Consider the following 18,867-nt stretch of genomic DNA (forward strand, 5'->3'; position numbering starts at 1 on the left):
CACAGGGGGCTCATGTGGGGAGTTCGGCATCGGCGAAGGCGCCGCCGGTGAAGCGGTCGACGAGAGGCCCCGTCCCGGGCTGCTGGTCGACGGTGTCGGCGGGTTGGTAGCCGATGGTGTCCCAGCCGGTCCGGGGCCACCAGCGTTCGGCGGTGTCGGAAGTGCCGTACAGGGTGAGAAACGGGCTCGGCAGCGGCTGGGTGGCCGCCGCGTACAGCAGGGCGGTGGCGTCCCGCGGGCTGAGCCAGGTCGCCCGGTGTCGAGGTTCGCTCGGCTTGGTTCGGTAGCTGCCGATCCGTACGACGACGACCTCGACGCCACCCTTGTGCGCGTAGAGGCTTCCGAGCGCCTCCATGGTGACCTTGCTGACGGCGTAGAAACTGTCCGGAGCCGACGACGCCTGCTCGGGCCGGTCGCCAACGAGATTCATACCGGTGACATGGTGGCTGCCGGCCAGCACCACGCGCGGTACCCGCTGCCGACGGGCCGCTTCCAGGACGTGGTGGGTACCGATGATGTTGTGCTCCACCATCTCGGAGAACTGCCCTTCCTGGGTGATGCCCGCGAGGTGGATGATCGCGGACATCCCGGCGGCTGCCTGCGAAACCGCGTCTTGGTCGCGCAGATCGACCTGGACGAACTCGGCGCCCGCGGGCGGTCCGCCGACCTGCGGGCGGTGGTCAAGCAACCGCAGGCGAACGCCCTCCTTGGCCAGGTCGGCGGCGAGGCGGGTGCCGATGGTTCCGCCGACCCCGGTGATCAGGATGAGGCCGCTCATTGGAGTATCGACGCCACGCCGTCGTTGCTCGGGGTATAGGCGATACCGCGCACGACGACGACGGGGGCGCCGCGTCCGCGCTGCCCGAGGATGATCCCGGCGGCGGCGGCGATCAGGTCGGTGAGGGTCTCCTCCTGTCGTTTGCCGTCGTGCTCGGTGGCCCGCAAGGGGGTGATGCCGGCGGCGCCGATCGAGATGACGGTCGCTCCGCGCCGGTCGGCGCGACCGTCGGAGTCGGCGATGACGACGGCGACATCGGCGTGGGTGAAGGCGATCAGCGCGTGGCGCAGGGCACGGGCGGAGGCGTCCGGGTCCGCGGGCAGCAGCCAGGCGCCATTTGTTCCGGCACGATCGATCCCAGCGGAGGTCAGCTGGTAACCGAGGGTGTGCCGGGCGATGATCGGGCCGCGCTCGGTGGCCAGGAAGTGCTCGGTCGAGTTGTCCAGGATGAGCTGGACGATCTCGGCGGGCTTGCCGGTACGGGCCGACAGCTCGATCGCCTTGGACGAGGGGGTGACGCCGGCGAGATCGACGTAGCGCCGCTCCGCGAGGGACACGACCTTGGAGGCGACCACCACGATGTCACCGTCGCGCAGCTGGGCGCCGGTGCGGGTGATGACGCCGGTGATGGTGGCGGCCAGGTCGTCGCCGAGCCGAAGCTCGGGGAAGGGTTCCAGGGCGAAGGCCGAGAAGCCGGAGGTGGAGGCAGTGGTCATCATGGAGTTCCTGGTGAGGTGAGAGCGGTGTACAGGCGGGCGTGGGCGGCAGCGAGCTCTTGGGCACGCTGCCGGGCGGTGGCGTACTGGCTGCTGGTGAGCCAGCTGCGGACGCGTTGGGTGTAGTGCGGCCACAACCGGCGGGCCGCATCGGCTGCCGGTGTGCCGGAGGCGACGGCGCGCCAGGCGTCCGCGGCGGGCAGCGGCCAAAGGTGTTCATCGTATCCGCTCGGGGAAAACGGGCAGAGGTTCTCCAGCGCGGCCAGCATGCTCTTCAGGCGGCCGCCGCGCGGGTGCCGGTGGCGGTGAAATGCTCGGCGGTCTGTGGCGTGTCGGAGGAGTCAGCGTGGACGATCACGGCTCGCGAGTGGTCCATGGCGGCGTCCACTGCAGCGGTGACGGCGGCGATGGTGGTCGGCTCGTTGCGGCTCGGCAGGATCACGGCGTTCATCGATCGGCTTCCTTGGTGAGCAGGTCAGCGGCAGCACAGGCGGTGGGGGCGTACAGGTAGTCGAACCGGTGGTTGTTCAGCGCGCCGATGAGGTTGGCGCGCCACTGTGCGCACGCCGGTGTGTCCAGCGGCCACACCGGGCCGTACGGCGCTGAGGCGACGCCGGTCAGCGGGGTGGGCAAGCCTGAGATGTAACGGGCCAGCCCTTCGTGCAGTCGTAGACGCTCGTTCACTGACAGCGGCACCGCCGATGTCAGCGAAGCCTCGCCTCCGCTGGGGTGAACGGCCAGACGCACGATCCATCTCAGTGGGGCCGGGGCGGCCGCGAACGGCTCCAGGTCGCGTAGGGGTTTAGGCGCGAGCGCTCTAAGGGGATCGCGGATGGCCGCGGTGGGCTTGCCTGGCCACACCATCAGATCGCCGTTGTCCGACTCGGCGAGGACCACCAGGTCGTCTCCGGCGTGGAGCCAACCGCGTTCAGCCAGAGCAAGCGCCGTGGTGGTTTTACCGGATCCCTTGGCGCCCAGCAGCAGCACCGCCGCCCCTGTGGGGGTGTGCAGCGCGGTGGCGTGCACGGTGACCATGCGCTGCTGCTGGCGGACGCGTTCGAGCGCGGTGTAGACGACGTAGGCGAGGGTCGCCGACGTTGCCGCCTGGCGGGGCAGTCGCAGCCGCACCGTGTGGGGGTCGGCAGCGATGCTCGCCGCCCCGACGGCGACCTCAACGGTCGCCGGTGAGGCGGAGCCGTGCGGGCCCAACTGCCAGCCGCCGGGCAGAGACCGACTGGCAGCACAGGCGGGGGTGGTATCCAAGTCGTCGGGCAGGGCGACGACGGCGGATACATGGCCGGTGGCGATCCTCGCCTTCTTCACGCCTACCTCAACCGGCTACGTGGTCGAGCTCGGCGAGCAGCTGCTGGACAGGCAAGACGCAAGGCAGGTAGCGGCCGTCGAGCAGGTCAGTCAGCCAGTCGGTACGGGCCAGTTCGGCGCGTACCACGGCTTCGACCTGTGAATCGGGCATTCGCGAAGCAGTGGTGATCTCGATGGAGGCGGGCTGGTCGTAGCGGGCACCGTTGCGCCACAACAACCCGACTCGGCAGGGCCCGAACCGGGTGGCCACCGCCTGAGCAGCCTGGTCGGCCAGCCAGCCGCCGACCTTACCGACGTGGTAAGCCGGGTTCTTGCCGAAGGCGGCTTCGTTGCCCGCCAAATGGGCGCCGCTGATCAGCCCGGAACGGGCGTTGCCGCGGCCGACCAAGCCGTCCTCTCCGTAGTCGACGGCTGAGCCGGACAGCGTGAAGTACTGCCCGGACAAGGGGCCGGTGCGGTTGTCGCGCGTGTTGCACACCACCGCGACGCGCCCCGGCAACCGTTGCCGAAGAACCTCGGTCAGCTCGTCGGCCGCAGTGGCGACCGCGTCATCGAACTCCTCAGAGCTGGTCAAGTAGCCGGCTAGGGCAGGCACGCACACGGTGATCGTCCACATGTCGTGCCGCCGCACGACGAGCGCCTTGATGTCGCTGCCCGCCCACGCACAAGAACGGAACCAGGCTTCGGCCAGCAGCGCGACTGTTTCGGTTTTCGTGCGCGGCGCCGATCCTACGAGATAGGCGGTGTCGTTGGAGTGCGCCATCGGCCGCTCGGGCAGGTCCTCCAGACCGCGAGGGGCGAACCAGTGGGGAAATTTGGACGAGTCGGTCGTCTCATGCAGGACCTGAAGCTGTACGCGGTCGAAGCCTGGTAGCGCGACGCGCAGGTGGTCGACGGCGGCCTGGTGGAGGATCTCGCGCACCGGAAGCTCTCGCCCGGCGAAGCTGGTGGAGATCCGGCCGCCGAAGACGACCCGTAGCGGCCGGTCGTAGACGCCTCCGCTCTCGGTGAAGGCGGCCCGGCCGCCGAGGACGGCGACCTTGTCCAGGTTGTGGTGCAGGACCGCGCCGACTTCCTTCAAGCAGTGCAGGCTGTAGCGGATGGAAGCCATTTTGGCTCTGTAGGTGAATTTGAGAGCCAGATGTCGGTCAGTGGCTCTGTGGCGCTCGGTGGGGATGAAATCGTGTTACCGAATTCCAGAGCCACCTGAGGGTTAACGGTGCGAGTATCAAGGCGTTACTCCGTGTGAGGAGACGCTGGTGACACACCCCCAGTCCAAGGTGGAGGTATTCGCGGCGATTCGCCGGGATTCTCGTGCGGGGCTGTCGGGTCGGCAGATCGCGATCAAGTATCGGGTCAGCCGGAACACAGTGGCTGAGGCGTTGCGTCAGCCGTGGCCGGAGCCGAGGAAGAAGATGGCGCCGCGGGCGAGCCGGCTGGATGCGTTCAAACCACTGATCGACGAGATGCTGCGGGCCGACCTGGATGCGCCGCGCAAACAGCGGCACACGGCGAAGCGGATCTTCGCGCGGCTGGTGGATGAGCACCAGGCGATGGAAATCTCGTATCAGATCGTCCGCGCCTATGTCGCTCACCGGCGGGGCGAGATCCGGGTCGAGGCAGGCCGGGGTCCGCCGGAGGCGTTCGTCCCGCAGTCGCATCTGCCGGGAGTCGAGGCCGAGGTCGACTTCGGAGACGTGACGGTCCGGATCGCGGGAGAGCAGGTGAAGTGCTTCCTGTTTTCGTTCCGGCTGTCGTATTCGGGCAAGGCAGTCCACCGGGTGCTGGCCACCGGAGGGCAGGAGGCGTTCTTCGAGGGACACGTCCACGCTTTCAGGGTGCTGGGTGGAGTCCCGACGGGCAAGGTCCGCTACGACAACCTCAAGGCTGCGGTCTCCGCGGTGCTGGGGTTCACCCGGGCCCGGACGGAGTCCGCCCGCTGGACGGCGTTTCGCGAGCACTATGGGGTCGAGGCGTTCTACTGCCAGCCGGGGATCAAGGGCGCCCACGAGAAGGGCGGGGTCGAGGGCGACATCGGCTGGTTCCGCCGCAACCACCTGGTCCCGATTCCAGAGATCGGCTCGCTGGATGAGCTGAACGAGATGATCGACCGTTGGGACGAGGCCGACGAGGGACGGCGGATCGGGGCGCGGGCCAGGACGGTTGGCGAGTACTTCGCGATCGAGCGGCCGCTGCTGCGGACGGTCTCGCAGGAGCCGTTCGAGACTGGGCTGCTGCTCCCGGTCCGGGTCGATCGCTACAGCCAGATCACCGTCCGGACGAACCGGTACTCGGTCCCAGCCCGGTTCATCGGCCGCCAGCTGCGGGTGATGCTGCACGCCTCCCACCTGATCGTCTATGACGGACAGCAGGTCGTCGCCGAGCACGATCGGTTGTTCGCCAAGGGTGGCCGGCGCCTGGAACTGGACCACTATCTGGAGGTCTTGATCCGCAAGCCCGGCGCGCTGCCGGGCGCGACCGCTCTGGAACAGGCGCGGGCCGCGGGCAAGTTCACCCCGGTTCACGACACTTGGTGGGCGGCGGCCTGCAAAGCCCACGGCGACCGCGACGGCACCCGCGCGCTGATCGAAGTGCTGCTCCTGGCCCGTCACATTCCTACCGAGCATCTGGTTACCGGCCTGGCCGCCGCGCTGCGGGCCGGCGCCCTCACCGCGGATGCGGTCGCTCTGGAGGCCCGCAAAGCCGCTGAGGAAGACGAACAAGCTGCTCCTGAACCTGCCCAGCACGACAACCACGAGGCAACGGTGACGTTCCTAACTGAACGGCGCCTGGCCCAGCTTCCCCGCGACACCCGGCCGCTGCCCTCGGTGACGGCCTATGACCAGCTCCTCAAACGCGCCCGGCCGCCCGGCGAGCGCCCAGCCCAAGGAGAAACACCATGAGCGTCCCCCACCGCGGCATGACCGAACAGGCCGCCCAGGCCTCCATCGACCAGGCCTGCCGGATGCTCCGCCTGCCCAGCATCCGCACCGCTTTCCCCGAACTGGCCGAGCAGGCGACCCGCGAGCAGATGTCCTACCTGGGATTCCTCGCCGAGCTCTTGCTAACCGAATGTGATGACCGTGCTCGTCGCCGCTCCGAACGTCGTATCAAGGCGGCCCAGTTCCCCCGCGACAAGTCTCTGCGCGCCTTCGACTTCGACGCCAACCCCAACATTGACCCCGCTACCATCCACACGCTCGCCACTTGCGAATGGGTGAAAAAGGGCCAGCCCCTCTGCCTGATCGGCGACTCCGGCACCGGCAAGTCCCACCTGCTCATCGCCCTCGGGGCCGAGGCGGCGATGAAGGGCTACCGGGTCCGCTACACCCTCGCCACCAAGCTCGTGAACGAACTCGTCGAGGCCGCCGACGAGAAGGTCCTCGCCAAGACCGTCGCCCGCTACGGACGCGTCGACCTGCTCTGTATTGACGAACTCGGCTACATGGAACTCGACCGGCACGGCGCCGAGCTTCTCTTCCAGGTCCTCACCGAACGCGAAGAGAAGAACAGCGTCGCCATCGCCAGCAACGAGTCCTTCTCCGGCTGGACCCGCACCTTCACCGACCCGCGCCTCTGCGCTGCGATCGTCGACCGGCTTACCTTCGCCGGCAACATCCTCGAGACCGGCACCGACTCCTACCGCCTTGCCCAGACCCGAGCCAGAGCCGAACAAGCCAGCTGACCCGTGCTCGGTACTGGTGGGGTCGCGTATTCAACTGTCGCGAGTTGTCGTTCCCCTGGGCCCTACTGGTGACGTTCCGTGCTCGCCGGAGGCGTGGCGGTTCAGTCGTGGAACCCGCGGAAGACGCCGTCTGCGTCGGCGCTCTCGGCGAACTCGCCGAAGTCCATATTGCCGATGGAGAGGTTGGCGTGAATCCCGGGGATCTCGGAGGGGATGACGCGCATCTCCCATGTGAATTCCAGCTCGATGACCAGGAACGGCATCTCCTGCGAATCGACGGTGACCTTGTCGGCGATGACGAGGATCGGGTCCTGGTAGCCGTCCGGAAGCAGGGCGAGGATCTGCTGCGCAGTGAGGCCTTGATAGGCGGGGTCCTCGACGACCTCGAACTCCTTTGCCCAGCCGTCCTTGTCGATGTCGCCGAGCGTGTTTCGTACGGCCTGCCATCGTTCCTGGTCAGAGAAGTCGGTACGCACCACGAGCAGGGCGTCGACTTTGGGCAACATGTCCATCTGACGATCTTCGAGGCGATGCCAGTGGCTCCGCAAGCTCACCGACGACCCTAGTGTCCGTAGTGGCGGTTGGAATAGGCCAGCACACCAATCAGTACCGCAGGCCCATGGGGGTTAAGCAGCGCCATGATCAGACTCAGGGCCGCCTGCCGCTTTCAGTTGCTCGAGTATAGCGCCGAGGCTCTTCCCGGGCTGAGGCTCTTGTGACGGTGGCAGGTCGGCGATCGCGCCCACCAAAAACGGTCCGTCCAGCAGATCGGCGGTGAACGTCACGCCGGTGAGGCGGGCCGCCATCGCAAACATCCGCGCGCCATGTCCGAACAGGTCGTCGTAGCGTTGATCCCAGTCCTCATTTAAGCCCTCCTCGAGAGGCAAACCGAACTCGCGCATGAGGCTGGCCAGCCGGTCGGTGTCGGCACCGGAGCGACGCTCGGGAAAAGTCGGGTCGAAAGCCGTGAGCACCATGCCGTCCGCGGCGTAATGAAAGTAGTCGCAGGCATAGTCATGCCGCAGGACGGACACCACGTCGGTGTCGGCCGACAGACGCTCCAGCGTCGGGTTGTCCGTCCCCGACCAGCCGCACGGCTCCACCGCCGCGCACCCATCGCCGGTTGCGACCACTCCGACATAACCACCTCCCTCACCACCCTCGGTCACCATCGTGAAGTCGGAGACTGCCAGCTTCAGCTCGGCGAAGTTCATCTGCGTGCTCGTGCGAGCGCCGAACCGGCGCAGCACCTCGGCCGGGTCGAGCCCACGCACCAAGGTCACGCAATAGATCTCGCCGAGCAGGTCGCCCCGATCGCCGTACGGCGGTTGCAGCCAGCGGAACGGCGTCAGCGCATCGATTGTCATGTCGCGATCTTGGCAGGCCCTACCGACATAGTCAGGCCCACTTTGCCCTTCCGCGCGCACCTGCTGCCCGAGAGCTCGGCTTGTTGCAGCCGACATCACGGAAAGTCACTACCACGGCCCTCGGCATCGAGAACTCGCGATAGTCGAATAGGTGACTCCACCAGTACCGAGCCCATGACCACACTCACACAGCGTCACAAGAGCCATGTCCCGGACCCACGGGCATGGCTCTCTTTTTCACTAACACTCCAAGGCAGTTGATCAGCAAATGGCTCTCAAACCGACCGACACGTGGCTCTCGGATCCACCTTCATAGCCACCATTTCGGCGATACCGTCGGAGAGGGTGTCGGGGTGGCCGACGCCCTTGCGTTCGACGACCTCGACGGCCAGTTCATGCGGCAACGGCGTCCGCTGCCCGGATACGGCGTGCGTCACGGTAGACACGGTCGATTACCTCCAGTGTGCGCCGCAGCGCCGAGATCGGGAACAGGCAGGGGTGAGCGGGCTCTTGGGCGGCGTCGAGCACGGCTGCGTACATCCGGCGCCGCAATTGCTCGTGCGTGGGTGCGGCAGCGATCTCGCCGAGCCCGGCTTCGAGGTTTCGCCCGCGCACCGACAGGTGCTGCCCGTCCGCGAGGCGAAGAAGGAGTTCGTGACGGGGCGGGCCGGGGTGGTCGATGTAGGCGTCGATGTGTATCGTGCGACCACTGGCCAGGGTGATGTCAGCGGTGACACGGTCCTCGCTTTCGGCCAGGCCCCGCAGGTGGGCCACCTCGGCGTCCACTGTCTCGACCGTTCCGGGCAGCAACCGCAGGGCCAGGGCAAGTCCGTGGATGGCCTGCTGGTGCAGCACCCCGCCGGCGGTGGCGTAGGTGCGGCGCCAGTCACGGAAGTAGCCCGGATCGCGCCGTACCGCCAGCACCACTTCTGCTCGCTCGATGGCCGGGGGCTGGGCGAGCAGCATGTTCAGGTCAGGTGCGAAGTGGGGCTGGAATCCCACGAAAACCCGCTCGTCGCCCGCCTGCGGCACCAGGTCGGCAGGATCGAGCGTGGTCGGCTTCTCCACGAGCACCGCGGCCCCGGTCGCCGCTGCGTCCCGGGCAGCCACGAGTGCGATCCCGGGCGGTGCGGCCACCACCACCAGCTGCGGGTTCAGCGCGGTCAGAGCCGCGCGCCAGGAGGCGAACACCGGGGTATCCGGCGGCAGCGCGGCGCGCGGGCAGGGATCAGCGACCCCGGCCACCGTCAACCCGTCGGCACCGGTGAGTGCGGCCAGGTGCTTGGCCCCGACCTCTCCGGCGCCGACCAGCAGCACCCGGCTCACTCCAGGCCCCCGGGCACCATCGAGCGCAGGAACGCGGCTCCGGCGCGCAAAGCATCAGCGGGGCTGTCGCGCACGTGGGTCTCCAGCGCGTAGGGCAGCGTAGGGCAGGCGGCGTGCAGTAGCGGCAGCACCTCGTCGTACGGCACGCACCCCTCGCCGGCCGGGCAGAAGGTCCGACTGCCGTCGGCGTTCGACTCGTAGTCCTTGACGTGCACATAGCCCACGTACGGCGCCAGGTACTCCACGACCTCGCCGGTGGCCTGGCCGACCTCGTGAAGGTTCGCCACGTCCAGCCACAATCCCAGGCCCTGCCCGTGGTAACGGCGCAGGACTTCCAACAGCGGCTCCGCGTGGGCGACGGTGCAGACCGGCTCGTTCTCCAGCAGCAGTCGCACCCCGGACCGGTTCGCCACCTCTAGGGCTCGGGGCAGCAGCGGGTCACCGGTGAACTGCTCGGTCAACTCCGGCTCGACGCGCAGGTGGGAGAAGATTCGTATCGTTGGGGCGCCGAGGATGGCGGCGGCCTTCATGGCGCGTTCCACCCACCCCAGTCGATGCTCGAGCGCGACCTGGGTGGGAAATCCGAAGGTGTCCACCCGGCCCGGCCGAGCCTCGGGCCGACACCATTTCCACAGCGGCGAGGCCAACGCCGCGACCTTCAGGCCACGCTCGTCGGCCAGGGAGCGGATGTGCTCCAGTCTCTCCTTGGGCAACGTCACCGCGTTGGCGCCTTCGGCCGAGCGAATCTCCAAGTGCCCGATTCCCAGCTTCACCGCCAGGTCCATGCCCAGCGTTGGATCGGGGCCGAGCTCATCGGGGTTGAGTACGAGCATGCTGGTCAGAGGTACTGTCACAGTCCCTCTCCTTTTTGAGATGGGGGAGTCGCCATGGGGCTCCCGTCGGGGTAGGGCTCTCGTTGAATACGCTGCACCTGATCACTGACAGCTACGACGGGTGACAGGGGGTCGCGTCGGTGTCGCACCCGTGTGAGGGTGCACTCCCCGTGTGCAGTTCCGTGTGGGCCTGCGCAGCTCACGCAAGGCGCGTACCGTCATGCGCGAGAGCGCGCCACGGCCGCGCCGACGCAGGGAGTGGCGACCATGCCTCGTTCGATCACGAACCACGAGCTCGACGCGCTCATCGTCGAATGCGGTCTGTCTCACGCCGCGCTCGCTCGTCAGGTCGTGCATTTGGGCGCGACCGAGCACGGCCTGCGGCTGGCCTACGACTACCGATCTGTCGGCCGCTGGCTCAGGGGTGCGGTGGCCTGACCCTCCGAGCCCTGTGCTGCTCGCTCAGGTGTTGTCAAGGGCGCTGGGCCGCGCTCTCACTGTTCACCAGCTCGGGTTCCATCATGGCGACAAGATCCGACAGAGCCTGAGTATCTCCGCGTGTCCGGCCGCTACCGTAACCGCGGTCACTGAACTATGGAGGAGTGCAGTGGAGCGCCGCGCATTCATGCATAACGGTGTCGTATTCATCGCCGCGGCGGCGATCGAAGCAGCTCTTGACTGGAGGGACGCTCCAGCGCAGGCGTCGCTTCACCGAGAAGGTGCCCGCGCTGTCACCGACGCGGATATTGATCGCCTGCGCCAAGCCGGGCAGGAATTCAGACAGCTCGACCACGCCCATGGCGGCGGGTACGCACTGGCCTGGCTGGAGCAGTACCTCACCACCGAGGTCGACCCGCTGCTTCAAGGACGCTACAGCGACTCGGTGGGCCGCGAACTGTTCAATGTGTCCGCCACCCTCACGGACATGGCGGGATGGATGGCGATGGACGCCGGCCACCAAGGGCTCGCTCAGCGCTACTACATCCAAGCCGCAGCCTTGGCCAAGCATTCCGGAGATACCGCCTATGGCGCCTATGTTCTGGGCAACATGTCGACCCAGGCGCTTTTTCTGGGTGAGACCCGCACCGCGGTGCGACTGGCCCGGTCGGCTCGCGACACCGGCGGCCGAGCCATCCCGCACACACTGACGGCCCGGATCGCCGTCACCGAGGCGCGAGCCCACGCGCTGATCGGCGACTCCCACGAGACCCGCCGCGTCCTACGCATCGCCGATCAGGCCATGGAGCACTCCGACCCTGCTCGAGACCCTGACTGGCTGGGAGTGTTCGGCCCTGCGCACTACGCCGGATCGGTGATGCATGCCCTGCGCGACCTCGGGGACACCGCCGCCGCCGAACGACAGGCGACTACCGCACTGAATCTGCCCGCGGGCAACGTCCGCACCCGCGGGCTGCACACCGTGTTGCACGCCAGCGTTCTGCTCCAGCGCGGCGACGTGGACGGCGCGGTGGAGACGGCCTCGCCAGTCCAGGTGGCGGGCATCAAGTCCAACCGGCTGAATCTGAGACTGAAAGAACTCACTGACCGGATCGTGCCGTACAGCGGCTCCGCTGTCGTCGCGGACTACCTGGAGGCCGGCCAGCGCAGGTAACCGCCCTCTACCGTCACCGAGGTGAGCTTCCCCCCTTCTCATCGGCAGCAGGGCCCTGCGTTGCGCGGCCCTGCTCGCCGAGCTTGCCCGGCAGGGTCAGCCGGTCGACCGTAGCGGTACCGGCGTCGTGGCGGAGGTTTACCCAGCGGCCTCGCTCAGATGCTGGGGCCTGTCCCACAACCGCTATAAACGCCCGGCGAATCGTGGCGGACTCGCGCGGTCGGTCGATGAACTCCGGGAAGCGGCGCCATGGCTGGACCTGGGGGAACACGAACAGATCTGTCGGACGTCCGACCACGCGACGGACGCCGTCGTCGCCGCGCTCACCGCCCGCGCCGCATCTCAGGGTCTCGTGACCGTTCCGACACAGGACCAAGCTCACTCGGCGCGCTCCGAGGAATGGATCGCGCTCCCCACCAGCCCTTTGAGCGAGCTTCGCCCAGCTGGCTGAGTAGAACGTGTAGCTGGACACGTCTGGTCGCGTGCGCGCTGAATCCGGACGCACGTCTGTCCTCCTTCAAACAGGTGGACATCGGTTGGCGCGCTTTCCTGACATGTACCCGCGAGTCGCCGGCCGGTTCGTTAAATCTGTGGCCGGGATGCTTGAACGTGGATACGGTCGCCGGGTGCCTGATGCGATTTTTGCACACCCTCGTCTCGCACCCGTCTATGACGCCTTTGACGGCGATCGCGATGACCTGACCGCTTATCTCGACATCGCCGATGAGTTGGGGGCGGACCGGGTACTCGACGTCGGCTGCGGGACGGGATCCCTGGCGGTCCTGCTCGCTGGGACCGGCCGTACCGTCGTGGGGGTCGATCCGGCGGAGGCATCGCTTGAGGTCGCGAGGTCGAAGGACGAGGCCGCAACGGTCACCTGGGTCCATGGCGATATCAGGACGGTGCCGCCGTTCGGCGCCGATCTTGCGGTGATGACGGGAAATGTGGCGCAGGTCTTCGTCACCGACGACGACTGGGCGGAAACTCTGCGGGGTGTCCACGTCGTTCTTCGTCCAGGCGGGTACCTCGTGTTCGAGACCAGGCGATCCGAGCATCGGGCCTGGGAGGAATGGGCCGCCGACGATGATCGCCTGATCCTTGATATCCCCGGGAAAGGACAGGTGGAGCGGCGTCGTGAGGTCACCGAAGTAAGCCTGCCGTTTGTCTCCTTCCGTTACACCTACAGGTTTCTGGTGGACGGTGCGATGGTCATCTCCGACTCGACCCTTCGGTTCCGCAGCCGCGACGAGGTCGAATCGAGCCTGGTCACCCACGGCTATCGGGTGCTCGATGTGCGAGAAGCCCCTGATCGCCCAGGTCGCGAGTTCGTGTTCATCGCCCAGTCCACGACCTGAGAACAGGCGACGCTCAGGGCGGGTGTCCCTCGGCTCGATGTGTGGTGCTTCGACCGCTCCCTGTCCGCGGTCCTGCACTTCGAGGACGAGGACGGATCGATGCTGGGCGCCGAGCTGATCGATGATCCCGACGTCGTGGCCGAGCATCGCGGATGGTTCGATCTCGCCCGGAAGCTGTCGGTCTCCCGTGAGGAATTCGTGAAGCGTGTCGAGTGACATCCGCCGGGCACGTGAATCACTGGGCTTCAAGCGGCGAGAGGTCGGGCTGGAGGCAGGACCGATCCCCCCGCGACGGACGTTCTCGTCGAGGTAGGCCTCCGGTCGACGCCAGTGGGCCTCAAGGAAACCGTCGGCGCAGTCCCACGGGATGAGCACCGGTTCCATCCGGGCTCCGATCGCATCGGCCTGCTCGGTCACCGAAGGTCGGCCGACAAGGAGGTTCGCGACCTCGGGCAGGTAGTCGCGAGTGAGCCAGAACCGATGACGCCATCCGATGTCACCGGTGTCGTGCGTGAACACCACCACGCGGCGAGCGACCCGCCGCATCTCGCGCAGGCCGGCGATCGGGTCCTGCCAGTGATGAATGGAGGAAACAGCCATCGCGGCGTCGAAGGACAGGTCGTCGAACGGCAGGCTCTCGGCAGATCCGATGGGGATCGGTGCTCTGTGCGACGACCGAGGGATGCGGTCACAGGGTGCGCGGGACCTGGATGGCGGGTCGCAGGCGGGACATCAGCTTGGCCAGCTCGCTCACAGTCATGTCCGGTCCCTCCAGTTTCGCCCCGGACCACCGGTCGAAGAAAAGACACACCGCCCCCGACTCGTAGGTGTGGGTCTTCGCATCGTCGAACTGGGACAGGTAGCAGGCCGCCGCGCCACCGGGCGGGGCGGTCGGCACCGCCACGATTCCCTCGGCGCAGGCATCGATGCCTCTGGCGCCCGGGTTGGCCTTGACTATCGTGCTGCCGGACTGCTGCAGTTCCTCGTCGAGCGAGGCGACCGGGTCTGTGTGTTCCGGGGAGCGCCGCCACACCTGGACCTTTTTCTCGCTGGGCGTCTGGTAGACCGCGACGATGACGGACTTCTCATCCGAGTGGGGGAAGATCCGAGGCATGTCAGCCGCGGTGGGCGGTAAATCGATGAAGGTCTCGGTGCGGGCGGCGGGCGGCGGCCAGGTGCCCTTGGGCGGTGACACGCACGGTTGGGACGCATCCACCACGACCAGGACCAAGTTCGTCACCAAGAGGATCGGAGTTCCGACGCCGACCAGCACAGCCAGCGGGACATGCCACCACGCCTCTTTGCCGGGCCTAGCCTCGTCGGTCATGCTTCAGGGCCCCGCGTGTGTTGTACATGCCCCGCAGGATGGGCGCGCCCCCTTGGAGATCACTTGCGCCCGGACGCACTCCCTGATCAGCAGGCGAGAACGGGACCGACCGCCGTGGAGACGGCGGCTTGTTCGCCGCCCAGCGGGCCGCCATGGCCGAGCGTCGGCTGGAGTCCTCTGTGGGCACCAGGGCCGCACCGGTGGGGTTTCGTCCCGGCGACCGGCGCGGGCACCTTCCGCAGGTGCGGCCACGCCGGACGCCGCCGTCCTCGGTGCTCCACACGCCGGTGCGGGCGTGTGGAGAGGGCCGATCTACCGCGACCTGGCCCAGGCCGCCGAGAGACGGGGAGGGACCTATCCCGACTGCGAGAAACAGACGCGTCTCATGCCCGAATGATCATGGGCAAGAAGTCTGCGACTGGCCCAGCACGTGGGCGTCCGAGAAGTCCTCGACCTTGACCCAACCGGCCGACTTACCCCTCCGGTCGTACCGGGTGTAGTTGTCGGGTTGGCCAGGCAAGGTGAATTTCACGTAGTAACACCAGCCCGCGTCCACCTGAAGGACGTCCCAGTCCTGGTCCCACGGAGTGTGCGAGCCCTTCGAGCCGAGAAGGTAGGTCGACTGGGTTCCGCATGCCGGTCTGGTGGTCGTCAAGGTGCCCGTACTGCCAGTACTGAGGCACCAGTTCCGAAGAGCCGTCGCCACTATGTTGCTGTCGTTCACCACCGATGAGCACCCCAGGACCGAGCATGACGGGCCGAGCACCCGGGCCGGGGCCGTTGTCTGTGCGCCGGCGGCGCCGCCCGTCCACAGCGTGCCGGCGACCGCAAGACCGGCAGCGAACGCGATCGCGGTCTTCCGCATCTTCATCTGGTTTCCTCTCGACGCTGGAGGATCTCTGACCGTTCCCCCGTACCTCGCTCATCTAAAATCGGAAGTCGCGACCTTGACCATCTGTAAGGTTCCAGGGAGCCGGGCCTCGGCAAGGTCGTGTTGACGGCCGGCACGGTGAGAGCTCACCGTGCTTTTCGCTCCTCTTCCCCAGGGGGCCTCCTCCGCCGTGCGGCGGGTGGCGGAGGAGCACCAGGGTGGTCGTACCGACGTGCTCTAGAGGCTCCGCGGGTCGCGCACCCGCAGGCCGAAGGCCGACAGGCCCTGCTCATGGTGCTCGATCAGGTCGAGGCGGCGGTAGAAGGCGTGGTTCGCGGGGCCTTCCGGGGTGGATTCGTGGTCGGTGGTGAGGACGAAGTAGCGGCAATGCGCGTATCGGCCCTTGAGGTGCTCCAGCAGTCGGCGGCCGATGCCCTTGCCGTGGTGTTGGGCATTGACCAGCAACTCCTGCACGTAGCAGACGATCTCGTCGTCGGATACCGTCCGCGCCAGGCCGAGCAGCTTGCCCGACTCGTCCCTGGCGGTGATGACCAGGTGCGAGTTGGCCAGGCTCCGGCATACCCGGGTGACGTCGCGCGTCCACGGGTGCCAGCCGACCGAGTCGTAGAGCTCGAACATCTCGGCCTCGTCGAACGACGTCTCCTGAGCGATGATCACCACTTATGGGGCTCCCTGATGTGCTCGGCGTAGAGTGACGCGCCCGAGCCTATTCGGCCCTTGAGCGGCGACCAGTCGGCCGGTGGCGCCAGATCTCCGCTGAAGATCGGTCACGTGTGAAAAACGGGGCCGGCGCACTCCGCGACGCCGGACGTCGGTGATGGAAACGTCACCCCAGAAACCGCCGCGCGCCACGCAGCCTGGTCCGAAGTCGCCGCTGAGTCATGCCGCACTCCAAGCGCACATCCAGCGGGCCGGGCACGTTGGTGTCCGCTTTCAGGCCTGAAGGCAGTCGGTCGGCGTCGAGTCCATCGCGTCGGGCGATGAGCAGCCCCAGCTCGTATCGGCTGATCGCATCGGTTCCGGCGACATGGTGGATCCCGTGATACTCGGATACGGCGAGTTCGAGGAGCGCCGCGGCGAGATCGACGACATGCACGGGACATCGCACGTCGTCGGTGAACAGCATTCCTTTCGCCCTGCCGGTGGCCAGTGCATGCACCAGCGCCTCGTGCGGGGAACCACCGTCACCGATGATCAGGGATGTCCGGGCTGTCACCGAGGTCGGCGCGATCGCGTTCACCGCTGTCTCGGCGGCGGCCTTGGCCGCACCGTACGGGGAGATCGGGTCGGGGAGGCACGTCTCGTCGTAGCGAATCGCGGCACCGGAGAAGACCGTGTCGCTGGACACATGGACCAGGCGCCCACCTGCCGCGGCGACGGCGAGAGCCACGTTCACGGCTCCGGTCGCCGTGGTCGCCCAGTCTGTCTGCCGGTACGCGGCGTTGACGACCACCTCCGGCTGGAACGCGTCGATCAGCGCGTCGACGTCCTCTCGTCGGCGCACATCGAGCGGCGACCACTCGACACCCGCGGTCTCTCCTGGTCGGGTCAGGTAGGTCGCGGCCACCTCATGCCCGGCCACCAGACACTGCCGGACGAGTTCGCCGCCGAGAAACCCACTGCCGCCGACGACAAGGAATCTCATGGCCGGTCCGAGCCGGATTCGCTGAAGGAAGTGCCCACCGGCTCATCATGCCCCGCCGTGCCGGTCAGGTCGGTCATGCTCAACGTCACGGTGAAGAAGATCCTGTTCTCGACCTATTAATTCCGCTTAAGGACTATTTGTCCTGATGTGTCACACCAGTCTGGCGGAGAGGGCGGGGCTGTGGCATTCGGGGGCGGGCGACTACCGTCAGGGCGCGGAACGGGAACGGGTGGCATGCTCGGCCACCGCGAACCTCGCCGCCGTGAACCCGGGTGGCGGGTTGTGGCGATACATCCTGACCGACTTCCCTACCGAAGGGCGGAGATGATCACACAGCCCGCCACCCGGGGCGACGCCGACCTCGTCAGCGCCTCCTGGACCCAGCCGGAAGTGTTCGCCGAGCTGTTCGACCGCTACTCCGGCATGCTCTACCGGTACGTCTCCAAACGGCTCGGCCCGGAACCGGCCGAGGACCTCGTCGGAGAGACGTTCCTGGTCGCCTTCTCCCGGCGCAGGAGCTACGACCTGGCCTATTCGGACGCCCGGCCCTGGCTCTTCGGCATTCTCACCAAGCTCATATCCCGTCGGCACCGCACCGAGGCGGCCCGCTACCGGGCGCTGTTACGGGCGCCTGTGAACGACCACGAGGACTCGCCCGCCGACCGGGTGGCCGACGGGGTGAGCGCGCAGGCCGCCCGCCCCGCCCTGATCAGCGCGCTCGCGGTGCTGCCCGCCAAGGATCGCGACGTGCTGCTGCTGATCGCCTGGGGCGATCTGACGTACGAGGAGGTCGCGCGGGCGCTCGACATCCCGGTCGGCACCGTGCGCTCCCGCCTCAACAGGGGCAGGCGGAAGGTACGGGCGGCGCTGGGCGACACCAATCCGATGCTCGATGAGGAGGCGTGACGATGGACGACCTGAAGATGCTGCGCGACCTCGGCGCCGAGCTGGAGCACCGGCCGCCGGCGACGCTGACCCGCCGGCGCGACCGCCTGCTGACCGCCCGGTCCCGCCGTCGCCTGCGGGTGGGCTGGCCGACCATGGGCCTGGCCGCCGCGGCCACCGTGGTCGCCGTGACCGTGCCCACGCTGGTGTTGAACTCCGGGGAGAGCGTCACTCCGGCCGGGGGCAGACCGGTCAAGGTGACCGGCGCGCTGAACATCCTTGTCGTCGGCACCGACAGCCAGGCCGGTAGCCCCCGCTTCCGTACGGGGGGTGCGCGCAGTGACACCATCCTGCTGGCGCACCTGCCGGCGGACCGGAAGCGGATCACGTTCGTCAACCTGCCACGCGACTCGATCGTCCGGATCCCCGCCTGTGGAACGGTGCCTGCCCGGAGGGACATGATCAACTCGGCGTTCAACAAGGGTGGGCTCACCTGCACCGTCAAGACGGTCGAGACGCTGACCGACCTGCGGATCGACCACGCGATGGAGTTCGACTTCCAGGCGTTCAAGGAGGTGGTCGACGCTCTCGGCGGCGTCGAGGTCAGGCTGCCCAAACCCGTGAACGATCCCAAGGCCAAGCTGACGCTCCCCGCCGGCAAGAGCATGCTCAGCGGCGAGCAGGCGCTCGCCTACATGCGGCTGCGCAACTACGGCGACGGCTCGGACATCCAGCGGATCAAGCGCCAGGCCGCGCTCATGCAGGCGATGCTGAAAAAGGCCAGGCAGGGGATCACCGGCCCTGCCCGGCTCCAATCCTTCCTCTCCGCGGCGACCAGGAGCATAAAGAGCGACATGGGCCTGGGCACGATGGCCGTCATCGCCGAAAGCGCACGTGAGAGCCAGGCGGCGTTCCTCATGGTGCCTTGGCTGCCGGCTCCGGACGATCCCAACAAGATCGTCTGGAAGCAGCCCGAGGCGAGCGAGCTCTTCGGCGACCTGCGCTAACTTGATCTTCAACCTGGGGCGCTCCTGCCCCGGTTGGTGGGCACCTGATCTCCGAGGAACTCGGGCTCCCCGGAGAAGGAGTCCACAACCGGAGCAGGACCGGCGGCTGGGCGGCG

22 protein-coding genes and 2 pseudogenes are annotated in these 18,867 nt (G+C 67.6%); 9 read left to right on the forward strand and 15 right to left on the reverse strand.

The genetic code is table 11. The annotated features are described in order from the left end of the window. Positions 1 to 10 precede the first annotated feature (10 nt). From AB0K21_RS14555 to AB0K21_RS14575, 5 genes are all read right to left on the reverse strand, one after another. Positions 11 to 778: an NAD(P)-dependent oxidoreductase gene (locus tag AB0K21_RS14555; RefSeq protein ID WP_364149985.1), complete on the reverse strand. Its 768-nt coding sequence runs from the start codon at positions 776 to 778 to the stop codon at positions 11 to 13. Continuing rightward, the gene (locus AB0K21_RS14560; RefSeq protein ID WP_364149988.1) at positions 775 to 1,494 is read right to left on the reverse strand and encodes a coenzyme F420-0:L-glutamate ligase; all 720 of its coding nucleotides are present in this window, start codon (positions 1,492 to 1,494) and stop codon (positions 775 to 777) included. The genes AB0K21_RS14555 and AB0K21_RS14560 overlap by 4 nt, the downstream gene beginning before the upstream one ends. A gap of 274 nt (positions 1,495 to 1,768) precedes the next feature. Next, a complete protein-coding gene (locus AB0K21_RS14565) occupies positions 1,769 to 1,945 on the reverse strand; it encodes a hypothetical protein (RefSeq protein WP_364149991.1) in 177 nt (58 codons plus the stop codon). After that, a complete protein-coding gene (locus AB0K21_RS14570) occupies positions 1,942 to 2,817 on the reverse strand; it encodes a hypothetical protein (RefSeq protein WP_364149994.1) in 876 nt (291 codons plus the stop codon). Before AB0K21_RS14570 ends, AB0K21_RS14565 begins: the two co-directional genes overlap by 4 nt. Positions 2,818 to 2,824: 7 nt before the next feature. Beyond that, positions 2,825 to 3,928 (reverse strand): methionine adenosyltransferase, encoded by a 1,104-nt coding sequence (locus AB0K21_RS14575; protein ID WP_364149997.1) that lies wholly within the window; start codon positions 3,926 to 3,928, stop codon positions 2,825 to 2,827. A 148-nt stretch (positions 3,929 to 4,076) separates the two neighbouring features. On the opposite strand from AB0K21_RS14575, the gene istA reads away from it, so the two are divergent. Further along, positions 4,077 to 5,720: an IS21 family transposase gene (istA, locus tag AB0K21_RS14580; protein WP_364150000.1), complete on the forward strand. Its 1,644-nt coding sequence runs from the start codon at positions 4,077 to 4,079 to the stop codon at positions 5,718 to 5,720. Then, positions 5,717 to 6,502, forward strand: coding sequence for an IS21-like element helper ATPase IstB (gene istB, locus AB0K21_RS14585; protein ID WP_364150003.1), 786 nt, complete (start codon positions 5,717 to 5,719; stop codon positions 6,500 to 6,502). Before istA ends, istB begins: the two co-directional genes overlap by 4 nt. Before the next feature lie 101 nt (positions 6,503 to 6,603). Here the strand turns inward: istB and AB0K21_RS14590 are convergent, their stop codons facing one another. The 5 genes from AB0K21_RS14590 to AB0K21_RS14610 form a co-directional block, all read right to left on the reverse strand. Then, the gene (locus tag AB0K21_RS14590) at positions 6,604 to 7,014 is read right to left on the reverse strand and encodes a hypothetical protein (RefSeq protein ID WP_364150006.1); all 411 of its coding nucleotides are present in this window, start codon (positions 7,012 to 7,014) and stop codon (positions 6,604 to 6,606) included. A gap of 114 nt (positions 7,015 to 7,128) precedes the next feature. Then, positions 7,129 to 7,869: a DUF6461 domain-containing protein gene (locus tag AB0K21_RS14595; RefSeq protein WP_364150009.1), complete on the reverse strand. Its 741-nt coding sequence runs from the start codon at positions 7,867 to 7,869 to the stop codon at positions 7,129 to 7,131. A gap of 275 nt (positions 7,870 to 8,144) precedes the next feature. After that, positions 8,145 to 8,315 carry a methionine adenosyltransferase gene (locus AB0K21_RS14600; RefSeq protein WP_364150012.1) on the reverse strand — a complete coding sequence of 57 codons (171 nt, stop codon included), beginning with the start codon at positions 8,313 to 8,315 and terminating at the stop codon, positions 8,145 to 8,147. Further along, the gene (locus AB0K21_RS14605; RefSeq protein WP_364150015.1) at positions 8,263 to 9,195 is read right to left on the reverse strand and encodes a Gfo/Idh/MocA family oxidoreductase; all 933 of its coding nucleotides are present in this window, start codon (positions 9,193 to 9,195) and stop codon (positions 8,263 to 8,265) included. Before AB0K21_RS14605 ends, AB0K21_RS14600 begins: the two co-directional genes overlap by 53 nt. Then, positions 9,192 to 10,049 carry a sugar phosphate isomerase/epimerase family protein gene (locus tag AB0K21_RS14610; RefSeq protein ID WP_343965583.1) on the reverse strand — a complete coding sequence of 286 codons (858 nt, stop codon included), beginning with the start codon at positions 10,047 to 10,049 and terminating at the stop codon, positions 9,192 to 9,194. Before AB0K21_RS14610 ends, AB0K21_RS14605 begins: the two co-directional genes overlap by 4 nt. A 246-nt stretch (positions 10,050 to 10,295) precedes the next feature. Between AB0K21_RS14610 and AB0K21_RS14615 the strand changes: the two genes are divergently transcribed. The 5 genes and pseudogenes from AB0K21_RS14615 to AB0K21_RS14635 all read left to right on the forward strand — a co-directional run. Further along, a complete protein-coding gene (locus AB0K21_RS14615) occupies positions 10,296 to 10,466 on the forward strand; it encodes a hypothetical protein (RefSeq protein ID WP_343965586.1) in 171 nt (56 codons plus the stop codon). 169 nt (positions 10,467 to 10,635) lie between these two features. Then, a complete protein-coding gene (locus tag AB0K21_RS14620; protein ID WP_343965588.1) occupies positions 10,636 to 11,640 on the forward strand; it encodes a hypothetical protein in 1,005 nt (334 codons plus the stop codon). Positions 11,641 to 11,695: 55 nt separating this feature from the next. Then, positions 11,696 to 12,091, forward strand: a complete 396-nt coding sequence (locus AB0K21_RS14625) for a DUF429 domain-containing protein (protein WP_364150326.1) — start codon at positions 11,696 to 11,698, stop codon at positions 12,089 to 12,091. Between the two features lie 175 nt (positions 12,092 to 12,266). Beyond that, positions 12,267 to 12,995: a class I SAM-dependent methyltransferase gene (locus tag AB0K21_RS14630; RefSeq protein ID WP_343965590.1), complete on the forward strand. Its 729-nt coding sequence runs from the start codon at positions 12,267 to 12,269 to the stop codon at positions 12,993 to 12,995. A gap of 27 nt (positions 12,996 to 13,022) precedes the next feature. Continuing rightward, a pseudogene (locus AB0K21_RS14635) lies at positions 13,023 to 13,211 on the forward strand (DUF6879 family protein); the annotation flags it as partial. A 324-nt stretch (positions 13,212 to 13,535) separates the two neighbouring features. On the opposite strand, the pseudogene AB0K21_RS14640 reads toward AB0K21_RS14635, so the two are convergent. The 5 genes and pseudogenes from AB0K21_RS14640 to AB0K21_RS14660 form a co-directional block, all read right to left on the reverse strand. Then, positions 13,536 to 13,679 (reverse strand): annotated as a pseudogene (locus tag AB0K21_RS14640) (methyltransferase domain-containing protein); the annotation flags it as partial. Positions 13,680 to 13,683: 4 nt separating this feature from the next. Next, on the reverse strand, positions 13,684 to 14,235 hold the full coding sequence (locus AB0K21_RS14645) for a hypothetical protein (protein ID WP_364150020.1): 552 nt from the start codon (positions 14,233 to 14,235) through the stop codon (positions 13,684 to 13,686). Between the two features lie 484 nt (positions 14,236 to 14,719). Continuing rightward, positions 14,720 to 15,193 (reverse strand): hypothetical protein, encoded by a 474-nt coding sequence (locus tag AB0K21_RS14650; protein ID WP_364150023.1) that lies wholly within the window; start codon positions 15,191 to 15,193, stop codon positions 14,720 to 14,722. A gap of 237 nt (positions 15,194 to 15,430) precedes the next feature. Continuing rightward, positions 15,431 to 15,874 (reverse strand): GNAT family N-acetyltransferase, encoded by a 444-nt coding sequence (locus AB0K21_RS14655; RefSeq protein WP_343965599.1) that lies wholly within the window; start codon positions 15,872 to 15,874, stop codon positions 15,431 to 15,433. 166 nt (positions 15,875 to 16,040) lie between these two features. Continuing rightward, entirely contained in the window at positions 16,041 to 16,859 is an 819-nt protein-coding gene (locus tag AB0K21_RS14660; protein WP_343965601.1) for a sugar nucleotide-binding protein, read from the reverse strand. A 324-nt stretch (positions 16,860 to 17,183) separates the two neighbouring features. On the opposite strand from AB0K21_RS14660, the gene AB0K21_RS14665 reads away from it, so the two are divergent. Beyond that, positions 17,184 to 17,765 carry an RNA polymerase sigma factor gene (locus AB0K21_RS14665; protein WP_343965603.1) on the forward strand — a complete coding sequence of 194 codons (582 nt, stop codon included), beginning with the start codon at positions 17,184 to 17,186 and terminating at the stop codon, positions 17,763 to 17,765. A gap of 2 nt (positions 17,766 to 17,767) precedes the next feature. After that, on the forward strand, positions 17,768 to 18,751 hold the full coding sequence (locus AB0K21_RS14670; RefSeq protein ID WP_364150028.1) for an LCP family protein: 984 nt from the start codon (positions 17,768 to 17,770) through the stop codon (positions 18,749 to 18,751). Positions 18,752 to 18,867 lie beyond the last annotated feature (116 nt).

The sequence above is a fragment of the Streptosporangium sp. NPDC049248 genome, from assembly GCF_040678965.1.
Taxonomy (GTDB): domain Bacteria; phylum Actinomycetota; class Actinomycetes; order Streptosporangiales; family Streptosporangiaceae; genus Streptosporangium; species Streptosporangium fukuiense.